The organism is Parasutterella muris (assembly GCF_943193095.1).
Lineage (GTDB): Bacteria > Pseudomonadota > Gammaproteobacteria > Burkholderiales > Burkholderiaceae_F > Parasutterella > Parasutterella muris.
Genome location: NZ_CALPCV010000012.1, coordinates 15,446 through 37,272 on the forward strand (window position 1 = coordinate 15,446; position 21,827 = coordinate 37,272).

Annotated in this window: 20 protein-coding genes and 1 tRNA gene; 7 read left to right on the plus strand and 14 right to left on the minus strand. The window is 49.6% G+C overall.

All coding sequences use genetic code 11. From position 1 onward, the window contains the following. The first annotated feature begins 40 nt into the window (after positions 1-40). The 3 genes from NFR90_RS05860 to NFR90_RS05870 all read left to right on the plus strand — a co-directional run bounded on the left by NFR90_RS05860 (position 41) and on the right by NFR90_RS05870 (position 3,548). Positions 41-697 carry a response regulator gene (locus NFR90_RS05860; protein ID WP_251451406.1) on the plus strand — a complete coding sequence of 219 codons (657 nt, stop codon included), beginning with the start codon at positions 41-43 and terminating at the stop codon, positions 695-697. Continuing rightward, a complete protein-coding gene (locus NFR90_RS05865) occupies positions 697-2,028 on the plus strand; it encodes an ATP-binding protein (protein ID WP_251451408.1) in 1,332 nt (443 codons plus the stop codon). The genes NFR90_RS05860 and NFR90_RS05865 overlap by 1 nt, the downstream gene beginning before the upstream one ends. Before the next feature lie 98 nt (positions 2,029-2,126). Beyond that, complete coding sequence (locus NFR90_RS05870; protein WP_251451410.1) at positions 2,127-3,548, plus strand: Do family serine endopeptidase; 1,422 nt, start codon at positions 2,127-2,129, stop codon at positions 3,546-3,548. A 30-nt stretch (positions 3,549-3,578) separates the two neighbouring features. On the opposite strand, the gene NFR90_RS05875 is transcribed toward NFR90_RS05870, so the two are convergent. From NFR90_RS05875 to NFR90_RS05885, 3 genes are read right to left on the minus strand one after another with little or no spacing between them, the layout of a single operon-like run. Then, complete coding sequence (locus tag NFR90_RS05875; protein WP_251451412.1) at positions 3,579-4,919, minus strand: class I adenylate-forming enzyme family protein; 1,341 nt, start codon at positions 4,917-4,919, stop codon at positions 3,579-3,581. 12 nt (positions 4,920-4,931) lie between these two features. After that, positions 4,932-5,786 (minus strand): 1,4-dihydroxy-2-naphthoyl-CoA synthase, encoded by an 855-nt coding sequence (gene menB / locus NFR90_RS05880; protein WP_160336222.1) that lies wholly within the window; start codon positions 5,784-5,786, stop codon positions 4,932-4,934. 41 nt (positions 5,787-5,827) lie between these two features. Next, on the minus strand, positions 5,828-6,802 hold the full coding sequence (locus tag NFR90_RS05885; RefSeq protein WP_251451414.1) for a Bug family tripartite tricarboxylate transporter substrate binding protein: 975 nt from the start codon (positions 6,800-6,802) through the stop codon (positions 5,828-5,830). A 129-nt stretch (positions 6,803-6,931) separates the two neighbouring features. Between NFR90_RS05885 and NFR90_RS05890 the strand changes: the two genes are divergently transcribed. Together NFR90_RS05890 and NFR90_RS05895 are read left to right on the plus strand one after the other, a co-directional pair. Beyond that, positions 6,932-7,579: a TetR/AcrR family transcriptional regulator gene (locus NFR90_RS05890; RefSeq protein ID WP_251451416.1), complete on the plus strand. Its 648-nt coding sequence runs from the start codon at positions 6,932-6,934 to the stop codon at positions 7,577-7,579. Between the two features lie 189 nt (positions 7,580-7,768). Next, positions 7,769-8,416 (plus strand): MarC family NAAT transporter, encoded by a 648-nt coding sequence (locus tag NFR90_RS05895; protein ID WP_160335974.1) that lies wholly within the window; start codon positions 7,769-7,771, stop codon positions 8,414-8,416. A 31-nt stretch (positions 8,417-8,447) separates the two neighbouring features. Here NFR90_RS05895 and glmS read toward each other — a convergent pair whose 3' ends face one another. The 6 genes from glmS to NFR90_RS05925 all read right to left on the minus strand — a co-directional run bounded on the left by glmS (position 8,448) and on the right by NFR90_RS05925 (position 15,369). Then, positions 8,448-10,274 (minus strand): glutamine--fructose-6-phosphate transaminase (isomerizing), encoded by a 1,827-nt coding sequence (glmS, locus tag NFR90_RS05900; protein ID WP_251451418.1) that lies wholly within the window; start codon positions 10,272-10,274, stop codon positions 8,448-8,450. A gap of 12 nt (positions 10,275-10,286) precedes the next feature. Next, on the minus strand, positions 10,287-11,645 hold the full coding sequence (gene glmU, locus NFR90_RS05905; RefSeq protein ID WP_251451421.1) for a bifunctional UDP-N-acetylglucosamine diphosphorylase/glucosamine-1-phosphate N-acetyltransferase GlmU: 1,359 nt from the start codon (positions 11,643-11,645) through the stop codon (positions 10,287-10,289). A gap of 12 nt (positions 11,646-11,657) precedes the next feature. Further along, positions 11,658-13,124 (minus strand): high affinity choline transporter 1, encoded by a 1,467-nt coding sequence (locus tag NFR90_RS05910; RefSeq protein ID WP_160335977.1) that lies wholly within the window; start codon positions 13,122-13,124, stop codon positions 11,658-11,660. A gap of 141 nt (positions 13,125-13,265) precedes the next feature. Next, positions 13,266-14,195 (minus strand): Tim44 domain-containing protein, encoded by a 930-nt coding sequence (locus tag NFR90_RS05915; RefSeq protein WP_251451423.1) that lies wholly within the window; start codon positions 14,193-14,195, stop codon positions 13,266-13,268. A gap of 14 nt (positions 14,196-14,209) precedes the next feature. Further along, positions 14,210-14,959 carry a bifunctional demethylmenaquinone methyltransferase/2-methoxy-6-polyprenyl-1,4-benzoquinol methylase UbiE gene (gene ubiE, locus NFR90_RS05920; protein ID WP_251451425.1) on the minus strand — a complete coding sequence of 250 codons (750 nt, stop codon included), beginning with the start codon at positions 14,957-14,959 and terminating at the stop codon, positions 14,210-14,212. A 2-nt stretch (positions 14,960-14,961) separates the two neighbouring features. Next, complete coding sequence (locus tag NFR90_RS05925; protein ID WP_251451427.1) at positions 14,962-15,369, minus strand: gamma-butyrobetaine hydroxylase family protein; 408 nt, start codon at positions 15,367-15,369, stop codon at positions 14,962-14,964. A 127-nt stretch (positions 15,370-15,496) separates the two neighbouring features. Between NFR90_RS05925 and NFR90_RS05930 the strand changes: the two genes are divergently transcribed. Both NFR90_RS05930 and NFR90_RS05935 read left to right on the plus strand, forming a co-directional pair. Continuing rightward, positions 15,497-15,573 (plus strand) — tRNA-Arg (locus tag NFR90_RS05930). Between the two features lie 131 nt (positions 15,574-15,704). Then, positions 15,705-16,334 (plus strand): LysE family transporter, encoded by a 630-nt coding sequence (locus tag NFR90_RS05935; protein ID WP_251451429.1) that lies wholly within the window; start codon positions 15,705-15,707, stop codon positions 16,332-16,334. 16 nt (positions 16,335-16,350) lie between these two features. Here NFR90_RS05935 and NFR90_RS05940 read toward each other — a convergent pair whose 3' ends face one another. The 5 genes from NFR90_RS05940 to NFR90_RS05960 all read right to left on the minus strand — a co-directional run bounded on the left by NFR90_RS05940 (position 16,351) and on the right by NFR90_RS05960 (position 21,817). After that, positions 16,351-17,604: a peptidase U32 family protein gene (locus NFR90_RS05940; protein WP_251451431.1), complete on the minus strand. Its 1,254-nt coding sequence runs from the start codon at positions 17,602-17,604 to the stop codon at positions 16,351-16,353. 1 nt (position 17,605) lies between these two features. Then, positions 17,606-19,615, minus strand: a complete 2,010-nt coding sequence (gene priA / locus NFR90_RS05945) for a replication restart helicase PriA (RefSeq protein WP_251451433.1) — start codon at positions 19,613-19,615, stop codon at positions 17,606-17,608. 127 nt (positions 19,616-19,742) lie between these two features. Next, positions 19,743-20,810 carry a uroporphyrinogen decarboxylase gene (gene hemE / locus NFR90_RS05950; protein ID WP_251451435.1) on the minus strand — a complete coding sequence of 356 codons (1,068 nt, stop codon included), beginning with the start codon at positions 20,808-20,810 and terminating at the stop codon, positions 19,743-19,745. Between the two features lie 119 nt (positions 20,811-20,929). Next, entirely contained in the window at positions 20,930-21,298 is a 369-nt protein-coding gene (locus NFR90_RS05955; RefSeq protein ID WP_251451437.1) for a universal stress protein, read from the minus strand. 105 nt (positions 21,299-21,403) lie between these two features. Continuing rightward, the gene (locus tag NFR90_RS05960; RefSeq protein ID WP_160335985.1) at positions 21,404-21,817 is read right to left on the minus strand and encodes a F0F1 ATP synthase subunit epsilon; all 414 of its coding nucleotides are present in this window, start codon (positions 21,815-21,817) and stop codon (positions 21,404-21,406) included. Between the last annotated feature and the right edge of the window lie 10 nt (positions 21,818-21,827).

A 21,827-nucleotide genomic window follows, 5' to 3' on the forward strand; every position in this document is an offset into this window, starting at 1 on the left:
ATTCCGTATCCTTTATCAGGATTTCGGCGAGGAGGTAAACGTGAGAATTTTATTAGTAGAAGATGATGGAATGATCGGCGAAGCCGTTTCTGACGGACTTAAGTCGGAAGGTTACGCGGTAGATTGGGTAAAAGACGGCAACTCAGCCGTTATCGCTCTGGATACAACTCCTTTTTCGATCGTAATTCTTGATCTGGGGCTGCCTGGAAAAGACGGTTTGGCCGTACTTAAAGAGCTTCGCAGACGAAAAAATCATATCCCTGTACTTGTAACCACCGCTCGTGATACGGTCAACGACAGAATCGAAGGATTGGACGCCGGCGCCGATGATTATTTGGTCAAACCGTATGACCTTGACGAACTCAGCGCAAGAATTCGAGCGCTTCTGAGACGCTCAGCCGGAAGAAGCGATCCGATCATACGCAGAGGCCGCCTCACTATTAATCCCTCGACTCGGGAAGTCATCTTTAACGGCAATTCCGTCATACTTTCCAGTAAGGAATACGCACTGCTGTTTGCGCTCGCCGAAAGACAGGGCATTGTTCTCTCCCGCTCTCAGCTCGAAGAAAAACTCTATAACTATGATTCCCTAATCGGCTCTAATGCTATTGAAGTTCACATCCATCATCTGAGAAAGAAACTCAGTGAGGACAGCATTAAAACCGTCCGTGGAGTGGGCTATGTTCTCGAAACCTAATGTATTCCATTAAGACTCGACTGCTGGCGGCCATAACAATTGCCCTGACCCTGGCAACCCTGTGTGCGGCCGCCGCTATCTATTTCTCTGTTGAAAACGAGATCAACCGACTGCTCGATAATTCTCTTCGACAGGTCGCCCTTGCCTATCAAAATGTCCGCTCACAGGACATTCTGCGTATTCGAAGAGATTTCTTTGCGCAGGACGAGAGCATGGTGGTACAGATTATCGATCCGAACACCGGAGCAAAGGCGCTTTCCAGAAGTATGGATCCTCTGCCGATAGCAGATCAGATTGGCTTCTCCAATGTCAAAATCGGCGACGAAATCTGGCGACTTTATACAACTCAGAACTCTTACGGACAAATCATAGAGGTAGCGCAGCCTACATTTGTGCGCAGCGAAATTGCGCTGCAGTCGGCAAAATCCGTACTGCTGCCGCTCTTTTTTATGCTGGTGCTCATCGCTTTGGTATGCCAAATTATCATCGGGCAGGGATTCAGAGCGCTCAGCCGAACCGCATCGGCAATCGGACGGCGTTCTCCGTCATCCCTAACCCCGCTTTCGCTAAAAGGTCTGCCTGCGGAAATTGAACCCCTTGTTTCATCGCTGAACAACCTTCTGGAACAGCTCAGCGACAGCCTTAAAGCTCAGAAACGATTTGCCTCGGATGCCGCCCATGAACTGCGGACTCCGCTCACCGCGCTAACACTTCAGATCCAGCTTGCGGAAAGAGCTAAAACCGAAGAAGCCAGACAAAAAGCCTTTGGCCGTCTTAAGGACGGAATCAAACGCGCGACGCGTCTGGTTACTCAGCTGCTGACAATGGCGCGCCTTGACCCGGACAATCGCTCACAGCCCTTGCTTCCGCTCGATCTGACCGCCTTGGCCCATTCCGTTTGCGATGAACTCGCGCCGCTTGCCGCCCAGAAGAATATCGAACTGAAAGCGGCCGCGGATAAACCCGCTGTAGCCATCGCCAACGAAGACGCACTGCGTTTGCTCATGAACAACCTCTGTGACAATGCGATGCGTTACACACCGGCAGACGGACACATCGAAATCAGGACGTATATCCGTGATTCCAAGGCTTTTATCGAGGTTTGCGACGACGGGCCGGGCGTTCCGGAAACAGAAAGAGAACGCATCTTTGAACGCTTCTATCGGGCTGAAGGCACAAAAACAATTCCCGGCACAGGACTCGGACTCGCAATCGTAAGACGCGTCGCGGAACTGCACGGCGGCACACCTTCGCTTGACGCCGGACTAAACGGCAAAGGCGTATGCTTCCGAATTTCATTCCCGGTAGCAGGCGCTCAGGAAGAAAATTAAACAATTTTGATTCCGCTTTTTTAATGAAGCAGCCTAAATTCCTTCCTACAATGATGAGCATTAGGTAAAGCGATTATCGATAACGGAGCCCAATAATAATGACGTTTCACAAATTTGCTGCCGCGGCGGCTGCCGCAGTACTTGTCATGACTGTGCCGGCTCAGCTCTCTTCTCTAAACGCAGTCAGCTCTGCCCATGCACAGACATCTGCCGTTTCCTCCCTCCCGGACTTCTCTAAACTCGTTGAAGACAACGGAAACGCGGTTGTCAGTATCGCCGTCGTTGAAAAAAGAAAGAAACGTGCCGAAAGCATGATCCCAAAGGATCAACTCGATTTTTTCCGCCACTTCGGCTTCCCGTTTCCTTTTGGAGATAACGGAGGCTTTACGCCGGGAAGACGTGGACAAGGGTCAGGTTTCATCATTAGCCCGGACGGATACATCCTCACAAATAATCATGTCGTTGAAAACGCAGATGACGTGACAGTCAGTCTCACCGATAAACGTGAGTTCAAAGCTAAGGTCGTCGGAACGGACCCTAAAACCGATATCGCACTGATTAAGATCGAAGGAAAGGACTTCCCGGCAGTTCGTCTCGGCAACTCCGATAACGTCAAGGTCGGAGAATGGGTGGCCGCCATCGGCGCGCCCTTTGGTCTGGACAACACCGTCACGGCCGGAATCGTCTCGGCAAAAAGCCGCAGCCTGCCGGATGAACAATTTGTACCCTTCATTCAGACCGATGTTGCGGTAAACCCGGGCAACTCCGGCGGACCGCTTTTTAACATGAAGGGTGAAGTCATCGGAATCAATTCTCAGATTTTTTCGACTTCGGGCGGCTTTATGGGACTCTCCTTCGCAATCCCGATTAATCTTGCCGTTCAGATTAAAAATGATCTGCAGAAGTACGGAAAAGTTTCGCGCGGAAGAATCGGCATACTGATGCAGCAGATGACGCCGGAACTTGCTAAAAGTTTCGGTATTAAGGAGACCAAAGGCGCGCTGATCACTCAGCTGGAAAAAGACGGTCCGGCAGACAAGGCAAAACTCAAGGAAGGCGATATTATCGTTGAATTCAACGGCACACCGATCTCGGAACTGAATGAATTATCTCAGGCAGTCGCAGGCACTAAGCCCGGAACCAAAGCCCGGCTTAAAGTCATAAGAGACGGAAAGCTTCAGGATTTCACCATTGTTATCGGGGAGCTGACTCCCGAAGGAATCCACAATCTCAAGCGCCCTGAAAATTTCAGTATCGGAATTCTGGACTTGGAAACCCGTCCTCTGGATCCTAAAGAGAAAAAGCGCGTTGAAAACGGCATCGCCGTCGTTTCGTCAGCCGGTATTGCCGCCGCTGCCGGTATACGCAAAGGCGATATCATCTTAAAAGCAGGCGGAAGAACAATAAAGAGTCGGGAGGACTTCGCCTCTGCTGTCAAAGGGGCTAAGGACAGCTTTGCCATCCTTATTGATCGATCCGGCAGACGAATTTTTGTGCCGATCAAGCTCGCCGACAAATAAGACGGGACAAAGGAGGCTCTAAGAGCCTCCTCAGTGTTTCCCGGCGTAATGAAGTGCGGTTAGCATAAGTCCGTCCAGGCAAGCGGGATTTCGATTAGGTTTCCCCGCAGACGTTTTCGGAAGTTCCTTCACCCAGGCGATACGGCGCGGTGATTTGTATGCCGCTAAATAAGGCTCAAGCGCCTTAACGATATCTTCCGCTTTTGGAATTTGGTCTTTGTCTCTCGGCACGAGAAGTGCGGTCACAATTGAGCCCCACGTCTCATCTGGCTTTCCGAGAACCAGAGCGTTTTTGACCGACGGAAGCCTCTCCAGCGCCTCCTCAACTTCTGCGGGATAGACATTCTCGCCGCCGCTGATAATCATGTCCGTACGTCTTGCAAAAATCCGTACGAACCCGTCTTCGCCGACCTCACCGATATCGCCGCTGTCGAACCATTCGCCCTTTTCCAAAGGCTTCCTGCCCCAATAGCCGCTCATCAGCATATCTCCGCGGACAAAGATATGCCCGTCCCGCGATTCAAGCTCAACCCCGGGATTGATCCTTCCGCTTCCTTCTGTTTTATGAAAACGCAGGGAAAAGGGTGTCGTCACCACATTACTCGCTGTCTCCGTCATCCCATACGTCATGATGAGAGGAATGCCTTTCTTCTCAGCCTCTTCCTTAAGCTTTGCCGATGTCGGCGCGCCCCCGACAAGAAGCGCCTTCAGACGGGGATTGGGGCGCCAATCCGGCGCCTCATCAAACACTTTCATCAGCATCGTGGGAACAATGGACGAGTAAGTGATTTTTGCTTCCTCCATTGTCCTCAGATAATCCTCAACCTTGAACTTCGGTCCGAGCGCAATCGCGCTTCGGGCAGCCAGCGAACGGGTCAGAATCGAAAAACCGCCGATACGCGCCGGAGAAATAGATAGGAGCCACACGTCATCGTGATTCAAAGGGATGTTGCCCCGAGAAGCTTCAGCGCTGGCTATCAGCGCTCTGCGCGTGAGAACGGCCGGCTTTGGAAGCCCTGTCGTTCCGGATGTGAACAAAATAACCGCCGCATCTTCCGGCAGCTTCTGATCAATGTGCGCAACACTTTCCGCAAGTACGCGCTTCTCGTAGTCCGTCAGCCCCGGATGGAAAAGAAGAATCGGCTGCTTTCTTTCCAGAAGCGCAAAAACCGATACGATGGTGTCCAAACAGGGGGAAGCCGTCAGATGATAAGGAACCGAGTCATCAAGCTCCTTATCTTTCTGTCTGACCAGCTCAAGAAGCTCACGGTAGGAAATCACTTTGCCGTGATCAATCACCGCGGGCGCCTCCGCTCTTTCAGAGGCTGCCGCTGAAATTGATAAAGCCTTATCCGTTTCCTCTTTGCTCATAATGCTCGATGATTAAGGTAAACGGGGGAATTTCTTGAAGTTCGGGCGGCGTTTTTCTAAGAAAGCCTCTTTGCCTTCTTTACCCTCTTCGGTCATGTAGTAGAGAAGCGTAGCGTTTCCGGCGAGTTCCTGAAGACCGGCCTGGCCGTCACAGTCCGCGTTGAGCGCAGCTTTAAGACAGCGAATGGCAATCGGAGAATTCGCAAGAATCTCACGGCACCATTGAACCGTTTCCGCCTCGAGCTCTTCATACGGCACCACCGCATTGACAAGACCCATTTCAAGGGCTTCTGTCGCATCATAGAAGCGGCAGAGGAACCAAATTTCTCTGGCTTTCTTCTGACCGACGATTCGAGCCATATAAGACGCACCCCAGCCGCCGTCAAAAGAACCGACCTTCGGTCCGGTCTGTCCGAATCTGGCGTTGTCGGCTGCCAAAGTAAGGTCGCACATCATGTGAAGCACGTGGCCGCCACCGACGCACCAGCCGGCTACCATAGCGATAACCGGTTTCGGGCAAGTACGGATCTGTCTCTGAAAATCAAGAACATTCAGACGAGGCACGCCGTCACTGCCCACATAGCCGCCGTTTCCGCGAACTTTCTGATCGCCGCCGGAGCAGAAAGCGTCCTTGCCTTCTCCGGTCAGAATAATGACGCCGATATTTTCGTCATCTCTGGCATCGGCCAAAGCCTGTTCCATTTCCCTTACGGTCAGCGGACGAAAAGCGTTTCTCACCTGCGGACGGTTGATGGTAATTTTCGCAATGCCTTCTTCGGATTTTTCGTACCGGATATCCTCAAAATCTCCCGCTTTTTTCCACTCGGGGACGCGGGGAAGAGAAGAAGTATCAAGCTGTGGCTGCATTTTTCGTTCCTAGAGAATAATTAAATTAATGACAACAAATTTTAGTTCCCGGCCGACGGAATTTGAGAAACGAGCGCATCCCATTTCGGCTGTTCTTCATGAATAAAGCGACTGAATGTTTCACTGTCCGAGAAAACCGGCTCCACACCTAGATTCTGAAGTCTTCTGCGTGCCTGATCGTCTTTAGCAAGTGCGTGAAAAGCGTCTGAAAAACCTTTCACGGTCTCCTTATCCGCTCCCTTCGGAAGCGCAAAACCGTCCCAAGCGTACAGCTCGTAGTTGTCCAGTCCTGCTTCTTTCATCGTCGGAATTTCCGGTGCCGCCGACAGTCTTTCGGGCGTTGTTACGGCAAGCGCCTTCAACGCGCCGCTCTTCACGTGAGGAAGGACATTCGAACTCACATCAATCATGAACGGAATTCGTCCCGCCATGACCTCTACAAGCGCGGCAGCGCCGCCGGAATGCGGAATGTGAGTAAGCTTGATGCCGGCCCGTTTCGCCAGATACTCGCCTGCCAAGTGACTTGTGGTGCCTACGCCCGAAGAGGCGAAGTTCACCGCCTCAGGATGCTCTTTGGCGTATTTGATCAAACTCGGTAAATCCGTCACACCCTCTATGGTTTTCGGATTCAGCACCATGATCAAACCGATTTTGGAGAGCTGACCGACAGGAATTAAATCTGTCATCGGATCAAATGGAACATTTTTATAAAGTTTCTTATTGACACACATGATCCCGTTTGTGACATAAGCAAGTGTTTTACCGTCCGGCTTAGCGGCCGCAGCTGCTGCTGTTCCAATATTGCCGCCCGCACCGGGACGATTGAGCACCCAGATCGGCTCACCGTATTTTTCAGCAAACAGATCCAGCGAAGCACGCGCTAAATTGTCTCCGCCGCCTCCCGGAGGAAACGGAACTATCAGACTGACTTCTTTGCCCGTCTGTGCGGAAACGATTGATCCGCAGCCTAAAAGGACGACCGATGACACCGAAAGAATAAAGCTCCGACGCTTCATATAGTTTTCCCTAAAAAAAATCTGTACCGTATGGTACAGTACAATTATGGGATAATCAATGAATGTTACTCAAAACGTGCTTTTGGCTTGTCAGAGATCAGCCGCGCACGGAAGAAAAAAGGCTGCTACTTGAAACCGATTACAAAAGAAGCAAAAACACAGCGCGGCAGAGATCGTCAAAAGACACTCCTGGACACGGCAATTAATGTGTTTTTAGAGCATGGATACGAGCGGGCTTCGCTGGAGAAAATCATTCTCTCAGCGGGCGGTTCGCGCTCCACGATCTATTCGCTCTACGGCAGCAAGCGCGGCCTGTTTTTAGCCTGCCTAAAACATCTGGTGGACGAGGTCTACTATGCCTACGAAGATTTCTATGATGAGAAACGCGGCTGGGAAGAGGAACTCGAAGTCTTCGGCAATATCTATCTGCGTTCCATTCTTTCGGACAAAGCGATCGGTACGAGCCGACTAATTTTTTCCGTGACTGCAAGGGAACCGGAAATCGGACGCTGGTACTACACAGAAGGCGCTCAGCTCAGTTATCTCTGTTTTGCGAAGGTCCTTGAAAACAAACTTCCGCTGGACTTTAACGACCTCAAAGAGATCTCTCTGCATTACATCGAGATGCTGAAGTCCGACCTGTACCACCATCGTCTCTGTGATCCGCACTTTATTCCGAATGACGCGATGATTGAGAACGAGGTCCGACTCTGCAGCCGCATCACCGCTTCTTATATCCGCAGCCTTTTAAATGATTGCGGCTCAAGCCGTAAATAACTTGAAATCTCTCAGCTGTTATTCAGCGACTTATTTCAAAAAACAGATTCTCGCCGCCTAACAGAAGACGGCTTTAGCAGACACCGTTTTTGTCGTTAAATTCTCCCCCTGAGCTTCTACCTAGAAGTTGAGTTTTTCCTTCCAAGTCGTCTTATCATTCAGCATTATTTTTCTGAGCCCAAAGTTGTCATGGTTGAATCTTTGTACCTCCAATACCTGTTCGGAGGATTTGTCAGTCTTATTGTTATCACAAATCCGCTCTCTAAGATTCCCCTTTTCATCAGCCTGACACAGGGAATGTCAGTGGATGTCAGAAAAAAACAAGCCAATTGGGCCTGTTATTACGCTGCCGCCATTATGCTTGTCAGCCTTGCCGCCGGCAACCTGCTCCTTGTCTTCTTCGGAATCTCATATGGAGCGCTGCGTATCTCCGGCGGTTTCGTCGTCGGTCTGATCGGATATCAAATGCTGTTCGGAGCTCGTGACCAACAAGGAGCGCCGGTTGTGCGCAGAGACAAGGACGACTACTCGTTCTTTCCGCTTGCGATGCCCGGTATCAGCGGTCCCGGTACGATCGCTGTGGTTATCGGTATCGCCTCAGAAATCGCGGAACTTCCGCAGGTAATCGATATGGCGGGCGCCTTCTTTATGACCGGAGTCGCCATTATCCTGACCGCATTTGTGACTTGGATCGTGCTTCGATGCGCCGATTACATCTCCGAGCGTCTCGGACCGAGCGGAACTCAGGTGCTGACTAAACTCATGGGGTTCCTGCTCATCTGTATCGGCGTCCAATTTATCGGCTCGGGCGTGCGAACGTTTATCGCAGGATCATAAACAAAGGGGCCTCAGGGCCCCTTTAGTTTACTTACTCAGTTGTCACGCTCTTTGCCAAATTTCTCGGCTTATCTACATCGGTCCCCTTGGCAACCGCTGTGTGATACGCCAGCAGCTGCAGAGGGAGCACATGAAGAATCGGAGAAAGATGACCATAGTTCTCGGGCATCTTAATCACGTGAATACCGGGCGCGCTTTCTATGTTTGTACCTTGGTCACAGAATACAAAAAGCTCTCCCTTTCTTGCACGAACTTCCTGCATATTGCTTTTCAGCTTTTCCAGCAGTTCGTCATTTGGCGCAACCGTCACTACCGGCATTTCTGCGTCAACCAGTGCCAGCGGTCCGTGCTTGAGCTCTCCGGCCGGATATCCTTCAGCGTGCAGATAGCTGATTTCCTTAAGCTTCAGCGCTCCTTCAAGCGCGATCGGATAGTGGACTCCGCGGCCTAAGAAAAGCGCATTATTTTTAGACGCAAAGAAAGAAGCCCATTCTTTAATTTCGTTTTCTTTCTCGAGGACGACATGCATGGCCTGAGGCAGATGACGCATATCAGCCATTAGTTTTTCCTCCGCCTCAGCGCTCAGTCTGCCTTTTTCTTTTGCAATCGCCAGCGTCATTAAAAAGAGCGACGCAAGCTGTGTTGTAAACGCCTTTGTTGAAGCCACACCGATCTCCACACCCGCTCGTGTGATGTAATGCAGTCGAGTCTGCTTCACCATAGCGCTTGTTGCAACGTTGCAGATGGTCATCGTCTTGTCCATGCCCAGAGATTTGGCATGTTCAAGAGCCGCTAAGGTATCCGCGGTCTCTCCCGACTGAGAAATCGTCAGCACCAGAGTGTCCTTATCGGGGACTGACTCTCTATAGCGATATTCGCTGGCAATTTCAACATCACAGGGAACCTTGGCAAGGGCCTCAAGCCAATATTTAGCCACCAGACCCGCGTAATAACTTGTGCCGCAGGCAATAATCAGAACGCGTTTAATCTGCTGGAAAATCTCTTTTGCCTCATGTCCGAAAATGGCGCTGGTAACGAATTGGACGCCTTCTAGGGTATCGGAAAGCGCCTGCGGCTGCTCGAAGATTTCCTTCTGCATGTAGTGCGTATAAGGGCCTAAGGCAATACCTGAAGTAAAGCCCTGAACAACAGAAACAGGCCTTTGGATCTCGACAAATTCGTCTCCTAAGCGGTTCCAGATCTGTGCTGAAGTCGGACGAATATCGGCAACGTCACCGTCTTCGAGATAGATATAACAATCAGTGACACCGGCCAGAGCAAGCGGATCTGAAGCGATAAAGTTTTCTTTATCTCCAAGCGCTACCACGAGAGGCGCGCTCATCTTGGCGCCAATGACACGATCCGGCTCATCTTTGCAGGAAACCGCAATGCCGTACGCACCCTTCAGACGAAGAACCGTCTTCTTTACCGCCTCAAGAAGATCCCCTTCGTAATAACTATGGACCAAATGAACGATAACCTCAGTATCGGTTTCACTTACGAATACGTAGCCCTTCGCTTTGAGTTCTTCTCGGAGCGGCTCATAGTTCTCAATGATGCCGTTATGAACCACCGCAATCTGATCATGCGAGAAGTGCGGATGTGTATTGCAGATCTCGGGCGCGCCGTGGGTAGCCCACCGAGTGTGAGCAATTCCGGAAAGTCCCTTAATTCCATTCTTTTCTGTCTGTTCGATCAGATCCTGAACTCTTGAAACCGTGCGCGCTCTTTTAAGCCGATTCTCATCGACTACGGCAACGCCGCATGAGTCATAACCACGATACTCAAGCCTTCTGAGACCTTCTGTCAGAATCGGAACAATATTTCTATAGCTGCAGCCAGCGACAATTCCGCACATTTCTAAACTCCATTAAATTTTTTTCTTGACAGGCCTCTGCCAGCCCTGAATTTCTGTCTGCCGCACGCGGCTGATAACTAAAACATTTTCCGACACGTTCTTTGTCACTGTCGTACCAGCCCCAACTGTAGCGCCTTTGCCCACTTTAACAGGCGCGACAAGCTGAGTATCACTGCCGATAAAGCAGTCGTCTTCAATGACCGTCCTGAATTTATTCACGCCGTCATAGTTGCATGTAATCGTTCCTGCTCCGATGTTGACTCCGGAACCCATAGCCGTATCGCCGATATACGAGAGATGATTGACTTTGCTTGCGGCACCGATCGAGCTTTTCTTAATTTCTACAAAGTTGCCAATGTGCACATCGTCCGACAGTTCTGCAAGCGGTCTCAATCGCGCAAAGGGCCCGATCTTCGCGTTCTTTCCGACTGTAGCTCCGTCAAAATGACTGTACGCTTCAACGGTTGTTCCGCTTCCGATCACAGAAGACTTAATCACACAGTACGGGCCGATCTTCACATTGTCTTCTATTACAACGTCACCTTCAAAAACGCATCCGACATCGATGAAAACATCGCGGCCGCACTTCAAATTTCCGCGAATATCCAGTCGGTTTTTGTCTGCGAGAAGCACGCCCTGCTTCATCAGTGCCACTGCCTGTCTGGCCTGATAAGCGCGTTCCAAGGCTTCTAACTGAAGTTTGTTGTTGGCACCTTCAACTTCCCAAGGGTCCGTTGCTTTAAAGGCATGTACAGTGCGGCCTTCACTGGCAGCCATCCCAACCAGATCTGTCAGATAGTATTCCTGCTGATTATTGTCGCAGCGAAGGTTTTTAAGCCAGCGCGTAAGATCCGGCGTCGGCACCAGCATAAATCCGGTATTTACCTCCCTGACCTTCTCCTGCTCGCTGTCTGCGTCTTTCTCTTCTACGATACGTTTTATCTCTCCGTTTTCACGAATAATTCTTCCGTAGCCGGTCGGATCATCTAAATCGATCGTCAAAAGACCAAACCCGCCTTCAGCAGCCTGAACGAGCTTTTTCAGCGTATCGGCAGTAATCAGGGGCACATCTCCGTATAAGACCAAAGTCGGAGAAGAAGGATCAAGGTATCTCTCGGCCTGCAGGACAGCGTGTCCTGTGCCTTTTTGTTCTGCCTGAAGCGCAAAGGATACCGGCTCACCATCCAGATGCGACATCACGGATTCGGCTCCGTGCCCAACCACAACAATAATTTTTCCTTCCGAGGAGACTTGTTTTGCAGCCGCAAGGACATGATCCAGCATCGGCTTGCCGCCGACCGGCTGCAGAACTTTGGGAAGTGAAGAATACATGCGTTTGCCGAGTCCGGCAGCCAAAATAACTATGTTCATTTTCTCAACAAATTAGCTTGCAGAATCATATAAATACTTGTCTTTGTTTTCCTGCCAGGAGCGAACGCATTCGCGATTTGCCCGAAGCGGCAGCAAAGAACCGAGTACCTGTCCAAAACCGGCGGCGAGGAATCCGCCCAGAAGCGCCGGGAATTCCTCCCCTAACGCAGTAAATGAAAGCACACCCCAGACAATGGTCCCGATGAAGATGGAGCACCAGCACCCGATCGTTGTGGAACGCTTCCAATACAGCCCTAGCGTCAGCGGCCAGAAAGCGCCAATCACCGGGAATTGATAAGCCATAGCCGCCAATTCATAAATCGGAGTGCCTTCCATACTGAGCGCATAGATCAAAACGCCAATTGCAAACACGATCAGTGAAATTCTCATCGCCTTCAATTCGCGCTGGTCGCTGAGCGGCATGATGTTTCTCAGAACGTTCTCAACAAATGTTGTTGTCGGAGCAAGCATGGTAGCTGAAGCGGTTGACATCACAGCCGAGAGGACAGCACCAAAGAAAAGAATGCGCAGCCAAAGCGGCATGTATTCCTTAATAAAGCTCGGCAGGATCTCCTGCGGATCGCTTGCCATCAGCTTTGCTGCCAAATCCGGAACCGCAAGGGTTGCGGCAATAACGATAAACATCGGGACCGAGGCAAACAACAGATAAAAAGAGCCGCCGAGAATAGGACCGAAACAGGCTATCTTCTCAGATTTTGCCGACATGACGCGCTGGAATACGTCCTGCTGAGGAATAGAGCCGATCATCATAGTGATCGCCGCAGAAGTCCAAAACATCCAATCCTTAAACGTATTTTCCGGGAAGAATCGAAACAGCTGATGTTCGCTCGCATATTCCGCAACTTTCATCGGACCACCCGCCATAGATCCCGCAAAGCAGGCGACAATCACCAAACCGATAACGATGATGATCATCTGGAAAAAATCCGTGAGCGCAACAGACCACATACCGCCGAAAACGGTATAGATCAAAACGACAATCGTTCCGACAATCATGGCATTGCTGACAGAGACATAACCTTCGGTCAGCAAATGAATGACAAGGCCCAAGGCTGCTACTTGAGCTGCAACCCAACCTAAATATGAGAGAACGACGAAAATTGAACAGCAGAGTTCTACTGACACGCCGTACCTTCTTCGATAGAAGTCGCCGACGGTAAGAAGACTCATGCGATAAAGCTTTCTGGCAAAAAACATTCCCACCAGAATCAGAGCCATACTGGAACCAAAAGGCTCCTCTACAACTCCAGACAATCCATTTTGAATAAACTGTCCGGGAAGACCAAGAACCGTCTCACTGCCAAACCACGTCGCAAAAGTCGCTGTAATAACCATTACCAGCGGAAGCGATCGACCGGCCAAAGCGTAGTCAGTGGTGCTTCGGACCCGTGTGGCCGCAAAAAGACCAATCGCGACGGTGCAGAGCAAATACAAACCAACAAACAGGGTCAGTTTCATTGCCGGATTATCCTCGTATCAAAAAATGAAAAAGAACGGTCGGCCTTTCGACTCTCCGAGCCAATGTTTAATTTTAGAAAAAAATTACTTGCAAGAAAAGAAAAAAGGGGCTTTTTGCCCCTTTCCGAAGGAACCTAAAAATTAAGCCTGCTGAATGCCTGCAAGCAGCCAGCCTGACTTGCCTTCCTTGGATTTAACCAAATTCCAAATCTCGTTGATCTTAGTCGGTTCACCGTTCTCTCTCAAATCTCCGGTGAAGCGGACAGAGGCAACGTACTCGGTCGGAGTCGTTTCAAAACCGGCAAGATCCGTGTGAAGGCTGACGATTTCAGTCAGGTTCGCGCCTTTAATTTCGCGACGCTGATGCGTCAGTTCAATGAACAGATCATCCGTGCAGTAGTTGGCGAGATCGTCCATATCTCCGCAGTCCCAAGCCTTCTGAAGCATCTTGAAATAGGCAGAGGACATATTCAGGAATTCTTCCTTATTGAATTCAGCAGGAACCTCAAAGCTGGAGGCGGAACTCTCGGAAGGATTCTCAGAGAATTCATCCATCGCGGAACCCGGACGAGCGCTAAAAGAAGAAGAGAGCGGTTCGGATGATTTCATCATGGGTTCGGGAGCCTTGTTTTCCTGCGGGAACGAAACCGAGCTTGTGCGCTGCTGCGTACTGGATGCCGCCGTAGTCTTTCGGGCCGTGAACATTCTAAAGGCGAGCAGCGCAAGCATAGCAAGCGTCAAAATCATCAGGAACTGTGCAAAGCCTTCGCCTAAACCAAGCATATTGGCAAGCGCCATAAAGCCGAGTGCAGCGGCAGCGCCGATTAAAAGACGTTTACCCATGCTCATACCGGCAGTCTTCGCTGCGGCAGTACCGGCAGCCGCAGCTGCTCCGGGCTTACGCGCCGCGGCGGCAGGGGCTTTTGAAGAGAACGGGGAGGAGGGAGCCGCCTTGGGGATGCTCATTGAACGGCCAAAACTGGAGCCGCCTCCAAGGCGAGCCGCGGATGCGTCTACCGTGACAGCGACAAGAGAGAGGCCGATCAAAAGAGCGGCAAAAAATTTCTTCATACTTTCCTCTATTTTCAATTTTTATATCCAATGTGAAGGGCTGTAATTCCAAAGGTGAAATTTTCCCACTCAACCTTTGAAAACCCCACGGAACTCATGATTTTAGCAAGAGTTTGCTGATCGGGGTGCATTCGGATGGACTCCGCTAAGTAACGATAGTTTTCAGCGTTTCCGGCGATTTTTGAGGCCAAAAAGGGCATCACATGGAAAGAATAAAAATCATAGAATGGTTTCATCCATGCCGCAGGTTTGGAAAACTCAAGAACTATAACTTTTCCGCCCGGTTTACATACACGCAGCATTTCGGCAAGCGCCCTGTCTTTGTGCGTCATATTTCTCAGGCCGTAAGACACAATCACGACATCAAAGTAGTTGCTCGGGCACGGGAGCGCCTCAGCGTCACACTCCGCGACATACGGAACATGCCCGGCCTCGCGCAGTCTGCGTTCACCAATCTTGAGCATCTCTAAATTGATGTCGGTAAGCCAGACTTCGCCTGACGGACCGATCTTTTTCTCGATCAGCAGTGAAATATCGCCGGTTCCGCCTGCGATATCAAGTACCTTCATATTTTCCTTGATGTCCGCTTTGTGAATCGCAGCATGTTTCCACATCCTATGCAGCCCAAAAGAAAGAATGTCATTCATCAAGTCATAGCGGGGAGCGACTTCATTAAAGACCTCCTTCACATGTTCTGCTTTTTCTTCCTCCGGAACTTTCTTAAATCCGAAGTCTGTTAGGTGTTTTTGCTCTTTGTCAGTCATGATTAATGATTTGGGCAGCTTGGTTTCTTTTTTTCAATAAAAGGAAGGTTTGCCGGATCATCCGGATCTCTTGATGCGCCGGCCTGTGTCAGCTCACTGAGGTAATCCTCCCAAAGCTGATCCTTGCGGACTCCGATTTCATAGAGCCAGTCCCAGCTGTATAGGCCGCTGTCATGGCCGTCTGAAAACGTAATCTTCAGCGCATACTCTCCGACAGGCTGGACGTCGGTAATCGTCACATCCCGTTTGCCGACCTGAAGTTTTTTCTCCTCAGGGGTATGCCCCTGAACTTCTGCCGACGGAGAGAATACTCTCAGGAATTCGTAAGGAAGCTCAAAGGGTTCTTCACCAAAGACGATTTCCAATAAACGTGATTTATTTCTGAAATTAATAGATGTAGGATTTTTCATGTTATTGCTCTCAATCGCAAAAGTGTATCAAGCTTATAGAGGCCTCTATCCCCGGAAGCTTTTTTCACCGAATATGAGCGATTGATTTGATTTAACCGATGACTGTTTTGTAGAATTGAACATCTTAGCACCCGTAGCTCATCTGGATAGAGTACTGCCCTCCGAAGGCAGGGGTAGTGGGTTCGAACCCCGCCGGGTGCGCCATTTTCTCTTGATCACTCTTCAGCTTTCGGGCGCCTCTTCCCGTGTTTCCTTTGTTTTAAGCAAAAAACAAGGATTTCAGCCGGGCTCATTTATATAATGATTCAAATCTCGATCCGTAAAAGAGCGCAGAAATGCTTCCTGCTTTACTTACCATTGCCGGTGTCCATCTTATTGCGCTGGCATCTCCCGGCCCTGATGTTTTTATTGTGATGCAGACCGCTGCAAGCCGATCCAGGAAGGAAGCTTTTTGCTGTGTTCTCGGAATTTCTCTGGGTGTTGCCTTTTGGGTTACTTTGGCTTTGCTCGGACTTCAGTGGCTGTTCGACACATTCATTTGGCTCCACAAAATTGTTATGGGGTTGGGCGGCATGTACCTACTTTGGATGTCATTCAATATCCTCCGACACGCGCTTAGCCGCTCTCAGGCAGCCGAGAACGTCGAAAGCGAAGTCCAATCCTCAGCCGCAAAAGCTTTTATCACGGGTCTCTGCACCAATCTTGCAAACGCCAAAGCGATCGTCTATTTCAGCGTCGTTTTCGCTCCTTTCATCACCCCGGACATGTCCGGCGGCTACTCTGCCGTGATCGGTATTCTTGTCGTTTTAGAAACATTCCTGTGGTTCTCGTTTGTCGCCCTTTTGCTCGGAATGCCAAAGCCGAAACAAATTTATCGATCAGCCGGAAGGTGGATCGACGGAGTGTGCGGCGTTATTTTCGGAGCATTCGGCGCCGCACTGCTGTACTCCGCTGCAGTTAAATAAAAGTAAGCACTTACTTCTATTCCTCTAAGGGATCAACCTTTTGAATAATATACAGTTTATCGTTCTCTCTAATTTTTTCTGAAAGTCGGAACGTTACATGCCGCCCCTTACAAACCTGCGTCACCGGTTTGCCGTCCACACAGGGATTTTTCAATTCAGAATAAACCGCTCCCGTTGTCGGCCCGGTAATGAGGATACGATCTCCTGCTCTAATTTCTGCAGCCTGAATTAAAAATTCGGCGACACCCGCCTTAGCAAAATATTTACAGCCTTTGCCCGCATAGATCTTTCTTTCGGTAGCCTGTGAGCCGTAGCGATTGCTCCACTCCCCCATTGTCTGTCCGAGGTAATAGCCATTCCAGAATCCGCGGTTATAAACTGTTGATAATTTATCGTCCCAAGACTTGCTGATCTCTTCGTTCCAGTTTCCTGCCAAAACCTGTCTAATCGCCTGATCGTAGGCTTCAACCACGGTTTTTACGTACTCGGCACCTCGAGCGCGCCCTTCAATCTTGAAAACACGAACACCGGCCTTCATCATCAAATCGATAAAACCAATTGTCTTCAGATCCTTCGGAGACATGATGTATTCATTATCGATTTCCAGTTCGACATCCCGCTCCTTATCTTTAACGATGTAAGCGCGTCGGCAGGTCTGCATACAGGCGCCTCTGTTAGCGCTTCTGCCGCGGGTATTGAGACTGAGGTAGCACTTGCCGCTGATCGCCATACAAAGAGCTCCGTGGCAGAACATTTCAATTCGGACCAAATCTCCGTTAGGACCTCGAATTTGTTCACTCTGTATGGCCTCGTATATTTTCTTAACCTGCCTCAGATTAAGTTCTCTTGCAAGAACCACAACGTCGGCAAACTGCGCATAGAACTTTAATGCCTCTTTGTTGGAGATATTCAGCTGCGTGGAAAGATGCACTTCCATTCCTCTTTCGCGGCAATACATCATCACCGCGGCGTCAGACGCAATCACCGCAGATATCCCGGATTCAGCCGCCGCATCAATGATCTCTCTCATCAGAGAAATATCTTCATCATAGATAACGGTATTCACCGTCAAATAGCTTTTGACTCCGTGACTTTTACAAAGCTCTGCGATTTCCTTCAAATCGTTTATCGTGAATTCATTTGCGGACTTAGAACGCATATTGAGCGCTCCGATGCCAAAATAAACTGAATCGGCGCCCGCCTGAAATGCCGCCGCTAATGACTCACGTGACCCGACCGGGGCCATAATTTCAAAATCTTTACGTTCCATATTAAAAACTCAAAGGGTCAACGTCGATATGCCAAACATTCTTGAACTGCCGGTTTTCTATTTCTGATGTGAATACCGCTAAAAACCGCTGCAGTTCCATTTTGTTGTCTGCCTCTATCAGCAGCTGAGCCCGTTCAATATCCATTACCTTCTGAACCGTCTGCGGAACCGGATCATAGAACCGAACACTTCTCGTTTGGACAGAAAGACCGATTTTCTTTACCTGAGATAGGAAGTCCAAGACTTCTCTAATGTCCTTTCCTTCGGAAATCATGAGCGCCTGAGCAGAGTACGGCGTCATGGAAGCTGTTTTACGTGCTTTTAATTCCTCTTGAGCAAATCCTTCGAAATCGTTGTCCTTCAGATATCGAAACAAGCTGTCCTTCGGATATTTCGTTTGAATCAGTACTTCGCCCTGCTCTCCGCTCCTTCCGGCACGTCCGGCAACCTGCATGAGCACGGAAAACAGTCTCTCTCGAGCGCGGTAGTCAAAGGACAGAAGCTGCGGATCAGTGTTCAGCACAACGACCAAAGACACCTTCTTGAAGTCGTGTCCTTTCGCCACAATCTGAGTTCCGACCAGAATATCAACTTCTCCGCTGTGAACTGCTTCAAGCATCCGACTCGCGCTTCCTCTGCGTCGGGCCGAATCCTGATCAAGTCTCATGATTTTAGCCTCGGGCCATTTTACTTCCAGCTCTTCTTCCGCCCTCTGAGTTCCTCTTCCGACGGGCTGAAGCTCATAGGAGCCGCACTTTGGACAGCTCGTGGGCAGCTTCATACTCCATCCGCAGTAATGACAGGTAAGTCTTCCCGTTGTTTTATGGAAGACCGCATAGGCCGAGCAGTGGGGACAAGTCGAGTGCCAACCGCAGCTTTTACACTCCACGACCGGCGCAAAGCCTCGACGATTTAAGAAAACAATCGATTGGCGCCCCTTTTCCAGGGTATCTGTAATTTTCTCCGCTGTCTCTGAGCATATCCCGTTCTGCGGACGGTCCAAAGAAGTATCAATAAGCGTAATACGGGGAAGCTCAGCTGATTCGACTGCCCGCTTCTTCATCTTGTAAAGCCGGAATCTTCCTTCCAAAGCGTTTCGATAGGACTCCAGAGACGGCGTTGCAGAACCCAAAAGCACAGGAATGCCTTCAATCTGAGCTCTTTTAAGCGCTAGGTCCCTCGCGTTATAACGAACCCCTTCATGGGATTTATAGGAAGCATCATGCTCTTCGTCGACTATGATCAGCTTTAAATTCGGAAGGCTGGCAAATACGGACAGACGTGTACCGACCAAAATACTTGCCCGCTCTTCATGACAGGCCAGCCAAGATGAAGCTTTCTGACCTTCGGCCATGGATGAATTCCACGTAGCGACAACCCGATCTTTAAATCGATTGCCTATCCGGGAAACCAATTGAGGCGTCAGATTAATCTCCGGAACCATCAGCAGGATCTGAGCCTTTGGATCGGCTTTAAATGTATTCTCAATAAGCCTTAGATAAACCTCTGTCTTGCCGCTTCCGGTAACACCGAAAAGAAGAGCCGGTGAAAATCCTTTGCTTTGAGAAAAGTCATCCACAATAGCCTCCTGCTCTTTGTTGAGCAGGGGGATGTCTTCCGGAGCGTCGTTAGATTTAAATTTTCGGTCTCTTAATTTGGAAAGAGAATTCGCATAGTTCGGACCGGGAATCCTGCGGAAAAATTTTGGAAGTGCAGGGACCGCCACCATCCCGTGCCTGCTGAGATAATAACGAGCGGCAAAGGCGGTCAGTCTCATCCAGTTTTCGGAAAGCGGCGCAATTTCGTCCGGTCTTCCGGCAACCTTTCTCAGTTTATTGACCGGCCATTCGGAACTGTCGGAGAATCCGGCAACGATGCCTATGACATTTCTTCTTCCAAGCGGGACAATACAGCGCTCTCCGACGTGCAAGCCCAGCTCCGGCACATTCTTATAGTCGAGCTGGCCCCTTAAAGGAGCATCAACAATGACTTTAACAATTGACTGGGCCATAGCGCTGAGATATTCCGTACAAATTTAAAAAGAACGGCCTCCAAGTTAACTCAGAGACCGATCGAATTACTTTACTTCATTAACAGCCGGTTTTTCAGCTCAAATACAATTTGATTCCATTTTTCACTTAATCATGGAATCTGCGGCTGTATTCATGCACTTCATCCACCAGCGCAGCGACTGTATCAGGATCCGTATCTTTATCAATGCCGTGCCCCAAATTGAAAACATGGCCACCCTGACCAACCATACCGAAATCTTCAATGACTTTTCTCGCCTGAGTTCTGACTTCATCCGGTCCTGCAAAAAGAATAGACGGGTCCATATTTCCCTGCAGACAGACGCTGTCACCGATCTGACGGCGTACATCTCCCAAACTAACCGTCCAGTCAACACCCATTGCATCGGCGCCGCAAGCGGCAATATCCGTAAGCCAAGGAGCAGATCCTTTCGTAAAGACGATTGAAGGGATTCTCTTTCCGTCTCGTTCCTTAATTAAGCCGGAGACGACCTGAGAAATGCACTTCAGCGAATACTCAAGATAATCACTGTGAGCAAGAGCGCCGCCCCATGTATCAAAAATCATCACGGCGTTTGCACCGGCCTCAATCTGTGCATTCAGATAAGAGGTCACGGCTGTGGTGTTGACGTCCAGAATCTGTTTTAAGAGGTCAGGGCGCCTATACAGCATTTCCTTAACCTTTCTAAAGTTCGATGAACTTCCGCCTTCAATCATGTAGCAGGCAAGCGTAAACGGGCTTCCCGAAAAGCCAATCAGAGGAATACGGTCGTTCAGCGCTCTCTTGATTTCTACTACCGCGTCGGTAACGTACTTCAGTTTATCGGCGGGATCAGGAACAAAGAGTTCTTTTACCGCAGCCTCATCCTGAACGGGTTTCGCAAACTTCGGTCCTTCACCTGGCAAAAACGAAAGGCCAAGCCCCATTGCGTCAGGAATCGTCAGAATATCGGAGAAAAGAATCGCCGCATCCAAAGGATAACGATCCACCGGCTGGAGCGTCACTTCACATGCATAATGTGGATTCATTGCCAAATCCATAAAACTTCCGGCTTTAGCTCTTGTTGCGCGGTATTCCGGCAGATAACGGCCCGCCTGACGCATCAGCCAAATGGGAGTGTAAGGAACCTTCTCTTTTAAAAGAGAACGGAGAAAAATATCATTCTTTAAAGGCATAGAATCCCTGTCCTGATTAATTTGCTGAACTTCCTACATTGTAGAAACAGAAAATGAATCAGTGATTAAGACAATGGGGCAGAACTGCATCGAAATATTTTTTCGTGCAGTTCAATTTATTAACGAACTACCAGTACAGGACGATCAGCTTTAGCTAAAACCTGCTGGGTAGAGCTTCCGATAAACAAAGAACCGAGCGTGCCCAAACCGCGGCTTGCCATAACGATGAAGCGAACATCACGTTCCTGTGCCGTTTTAAGAATGGCATCCGGAACAGAGTTGCCGACGACTTCAGCAACCTCACAAGGAACGCCGACTCTCTGGCATGCATCTTTGACATCCTCGAGAGTGCGGTCAGCGACTTCAGAGCCCTTCGCTTTGACAACTGTCATACCAAGAACGCAGGTGTTGAGGTTTTTTGCAAGTTTTGCAGCGGTGGTAATGGCTTTTTCCGAAATTTCGGAACCGTCAGTTGAAACAAGAATCACGGGTATCTCCTGGTAAAGGTCAATCGGTATATTTTAGTCAATTACTGGATAAAAAAAACTCCGGTAGATACCTAGTAAATACCGGAGTTTAAAAAAGACTTAGATTTATCTCTTGAGCTTCTGCAGGATACGAAGCTGTTCGGCGAGCATACTGATTTCCGCTTCAACCTTAGCAAGCTCGATTTCGCTTGCGCTTGTCTTAGCAGCAGCCTTCGCTCTTTCCATAGCTTCTTTCGCCTTGGCTTCATCAAGGTCTTTACTTCTGATAGCCACATCAGCCAGCACGATTACATGGTAGGGCTGAATTTCTAAGACCCCGCCCGCTACGAAGATTTCCTCTTCCTGGTTCCCGTTCGTATGAATACGAACAAGACCCGGACGAATCAGCGTAATGAGAGGGGTATGGCCTGGCAGAATACCGAGCTCGCCTTCGATACCGGGCAGAGCTACAAACTCGGCGTCGCCGCTAAAAAGACTTTCTTCAGCGTTTACAACGTCGACTTTTAAGGTTTTTTCCATTTAATTCTCC

Coding starts and splice junctions, on each gene's coding strand:
- NFR90_RS05865 (WP_251451408.1), top strand. CDS start 697: ATGTATTCCATTAAGACTCGACTGCTGGCGGCCATAACAATTGCCCTG.
- NFR90_RS05870 (WP_251451410.1), top strand. CDS start 2,127: ATGACGTTTCACAAATTTGCTGCCGCGGCGGCTGCCGCAGTACTTGTC.
- NFR90_RS05875 (WP_251451412.1), bottom strand. CDS start 4,919: ATGAGCAAAGAGGAAACGGATAAGGCTTTATCAATTTCAGCGGCAGCC.
- menB (WP_160336222.1), bottom strand. CDS start 5,786: ATGCAGCCACAGCTTGATACTTCTTCTCTTCCCCGCGTCCCCGAGTGG.
- NFR90_RS05885 (WP_251451414.1), bottom strand. CDS start 6,802: ATGAAGCGTCGGAGCTTTATTCTTTCGGTGTCATCGGTCGTCCTTTTA.
- NFR90_RS05895 (WP_160335974.1), top strand. CDS start 7,769: ATGGTTGAATCTTTGTACCTCCAATACCTGTTCGGAGGATTTGTCAGT.
- glmS (WP_251451418.1), bottom strand. CDS start 10,274: ATGTGCGGAATTGTCGCTGGCTGCAGCTATAGAAATATTGTTCCGATT.
- glmU (WP_251451421.1), bottom strand. CDS start 11,645: ATGAACATAGTTATTTTGGCTGCCGGACTCGGCAAACGCATGTATTCT.
- NFR90_RS05910 (WP_160335977.1), bottom strand. CDS start 13,124: ATGAAACTGACCCTGTTTGTTGGTTTGTATTTGCTCTGCACCGTCGCG.
- NFR90_RS05915 (WP_251451423.1), bottom strand. CDS start 14,195: ATGAAGAAATTTTTTGCCGCTCTTTTGATCGGCCTCTCTCTTGTCGCT.
- ubiE (WP_251451425.1), bottom strand. CDS start 14,959: ATGACTGACAAAGAGCAAAAACACCTAACAGACTTCGGATTTAAGAAA.
- NFR90_RS05925 (WP_251451427.1), bottom strand. CDS start 15,369: ATGAAAAATCCTACATCTATTAATTTCAGAAATAAATCACGTTTATTG.
- NFR90_RS05935 (WP_251451429.1), top strand. CDS start 15,705: ATGCTTCCTGCTTTACTTACCATTGCCGGTGTCCATCTTATTGCGCTG.
- NFR90_RS05940 (WP_251451431.1), bottom strand. CDS start 17,604: ATGGAACGTAAAGATTTTGAAATTATGGCCCCGGTCGGGTCACGTGAG.
- priA (WP_251451433.1), bottom strand. CDS start 19,615: ATGGCCCAGTCAATTGTTAAAGTCATTGTTGATGCTCCTTTAAGGGGC.
- hemE (WP_251451435.1), bottom strand. CDS start 20,810: ATGCCTTTAAAGAATGATATTTTTCTCCGTTCTCTTTTAAAAGAGAAG.
- NFR90_RS05960 (WP_160335985.1), bottom strand. CDS start 21,817: ATGGAAAAAACCTTAAAAGTCGACGTTGTAAACGCTGAAGAAAGTCTT.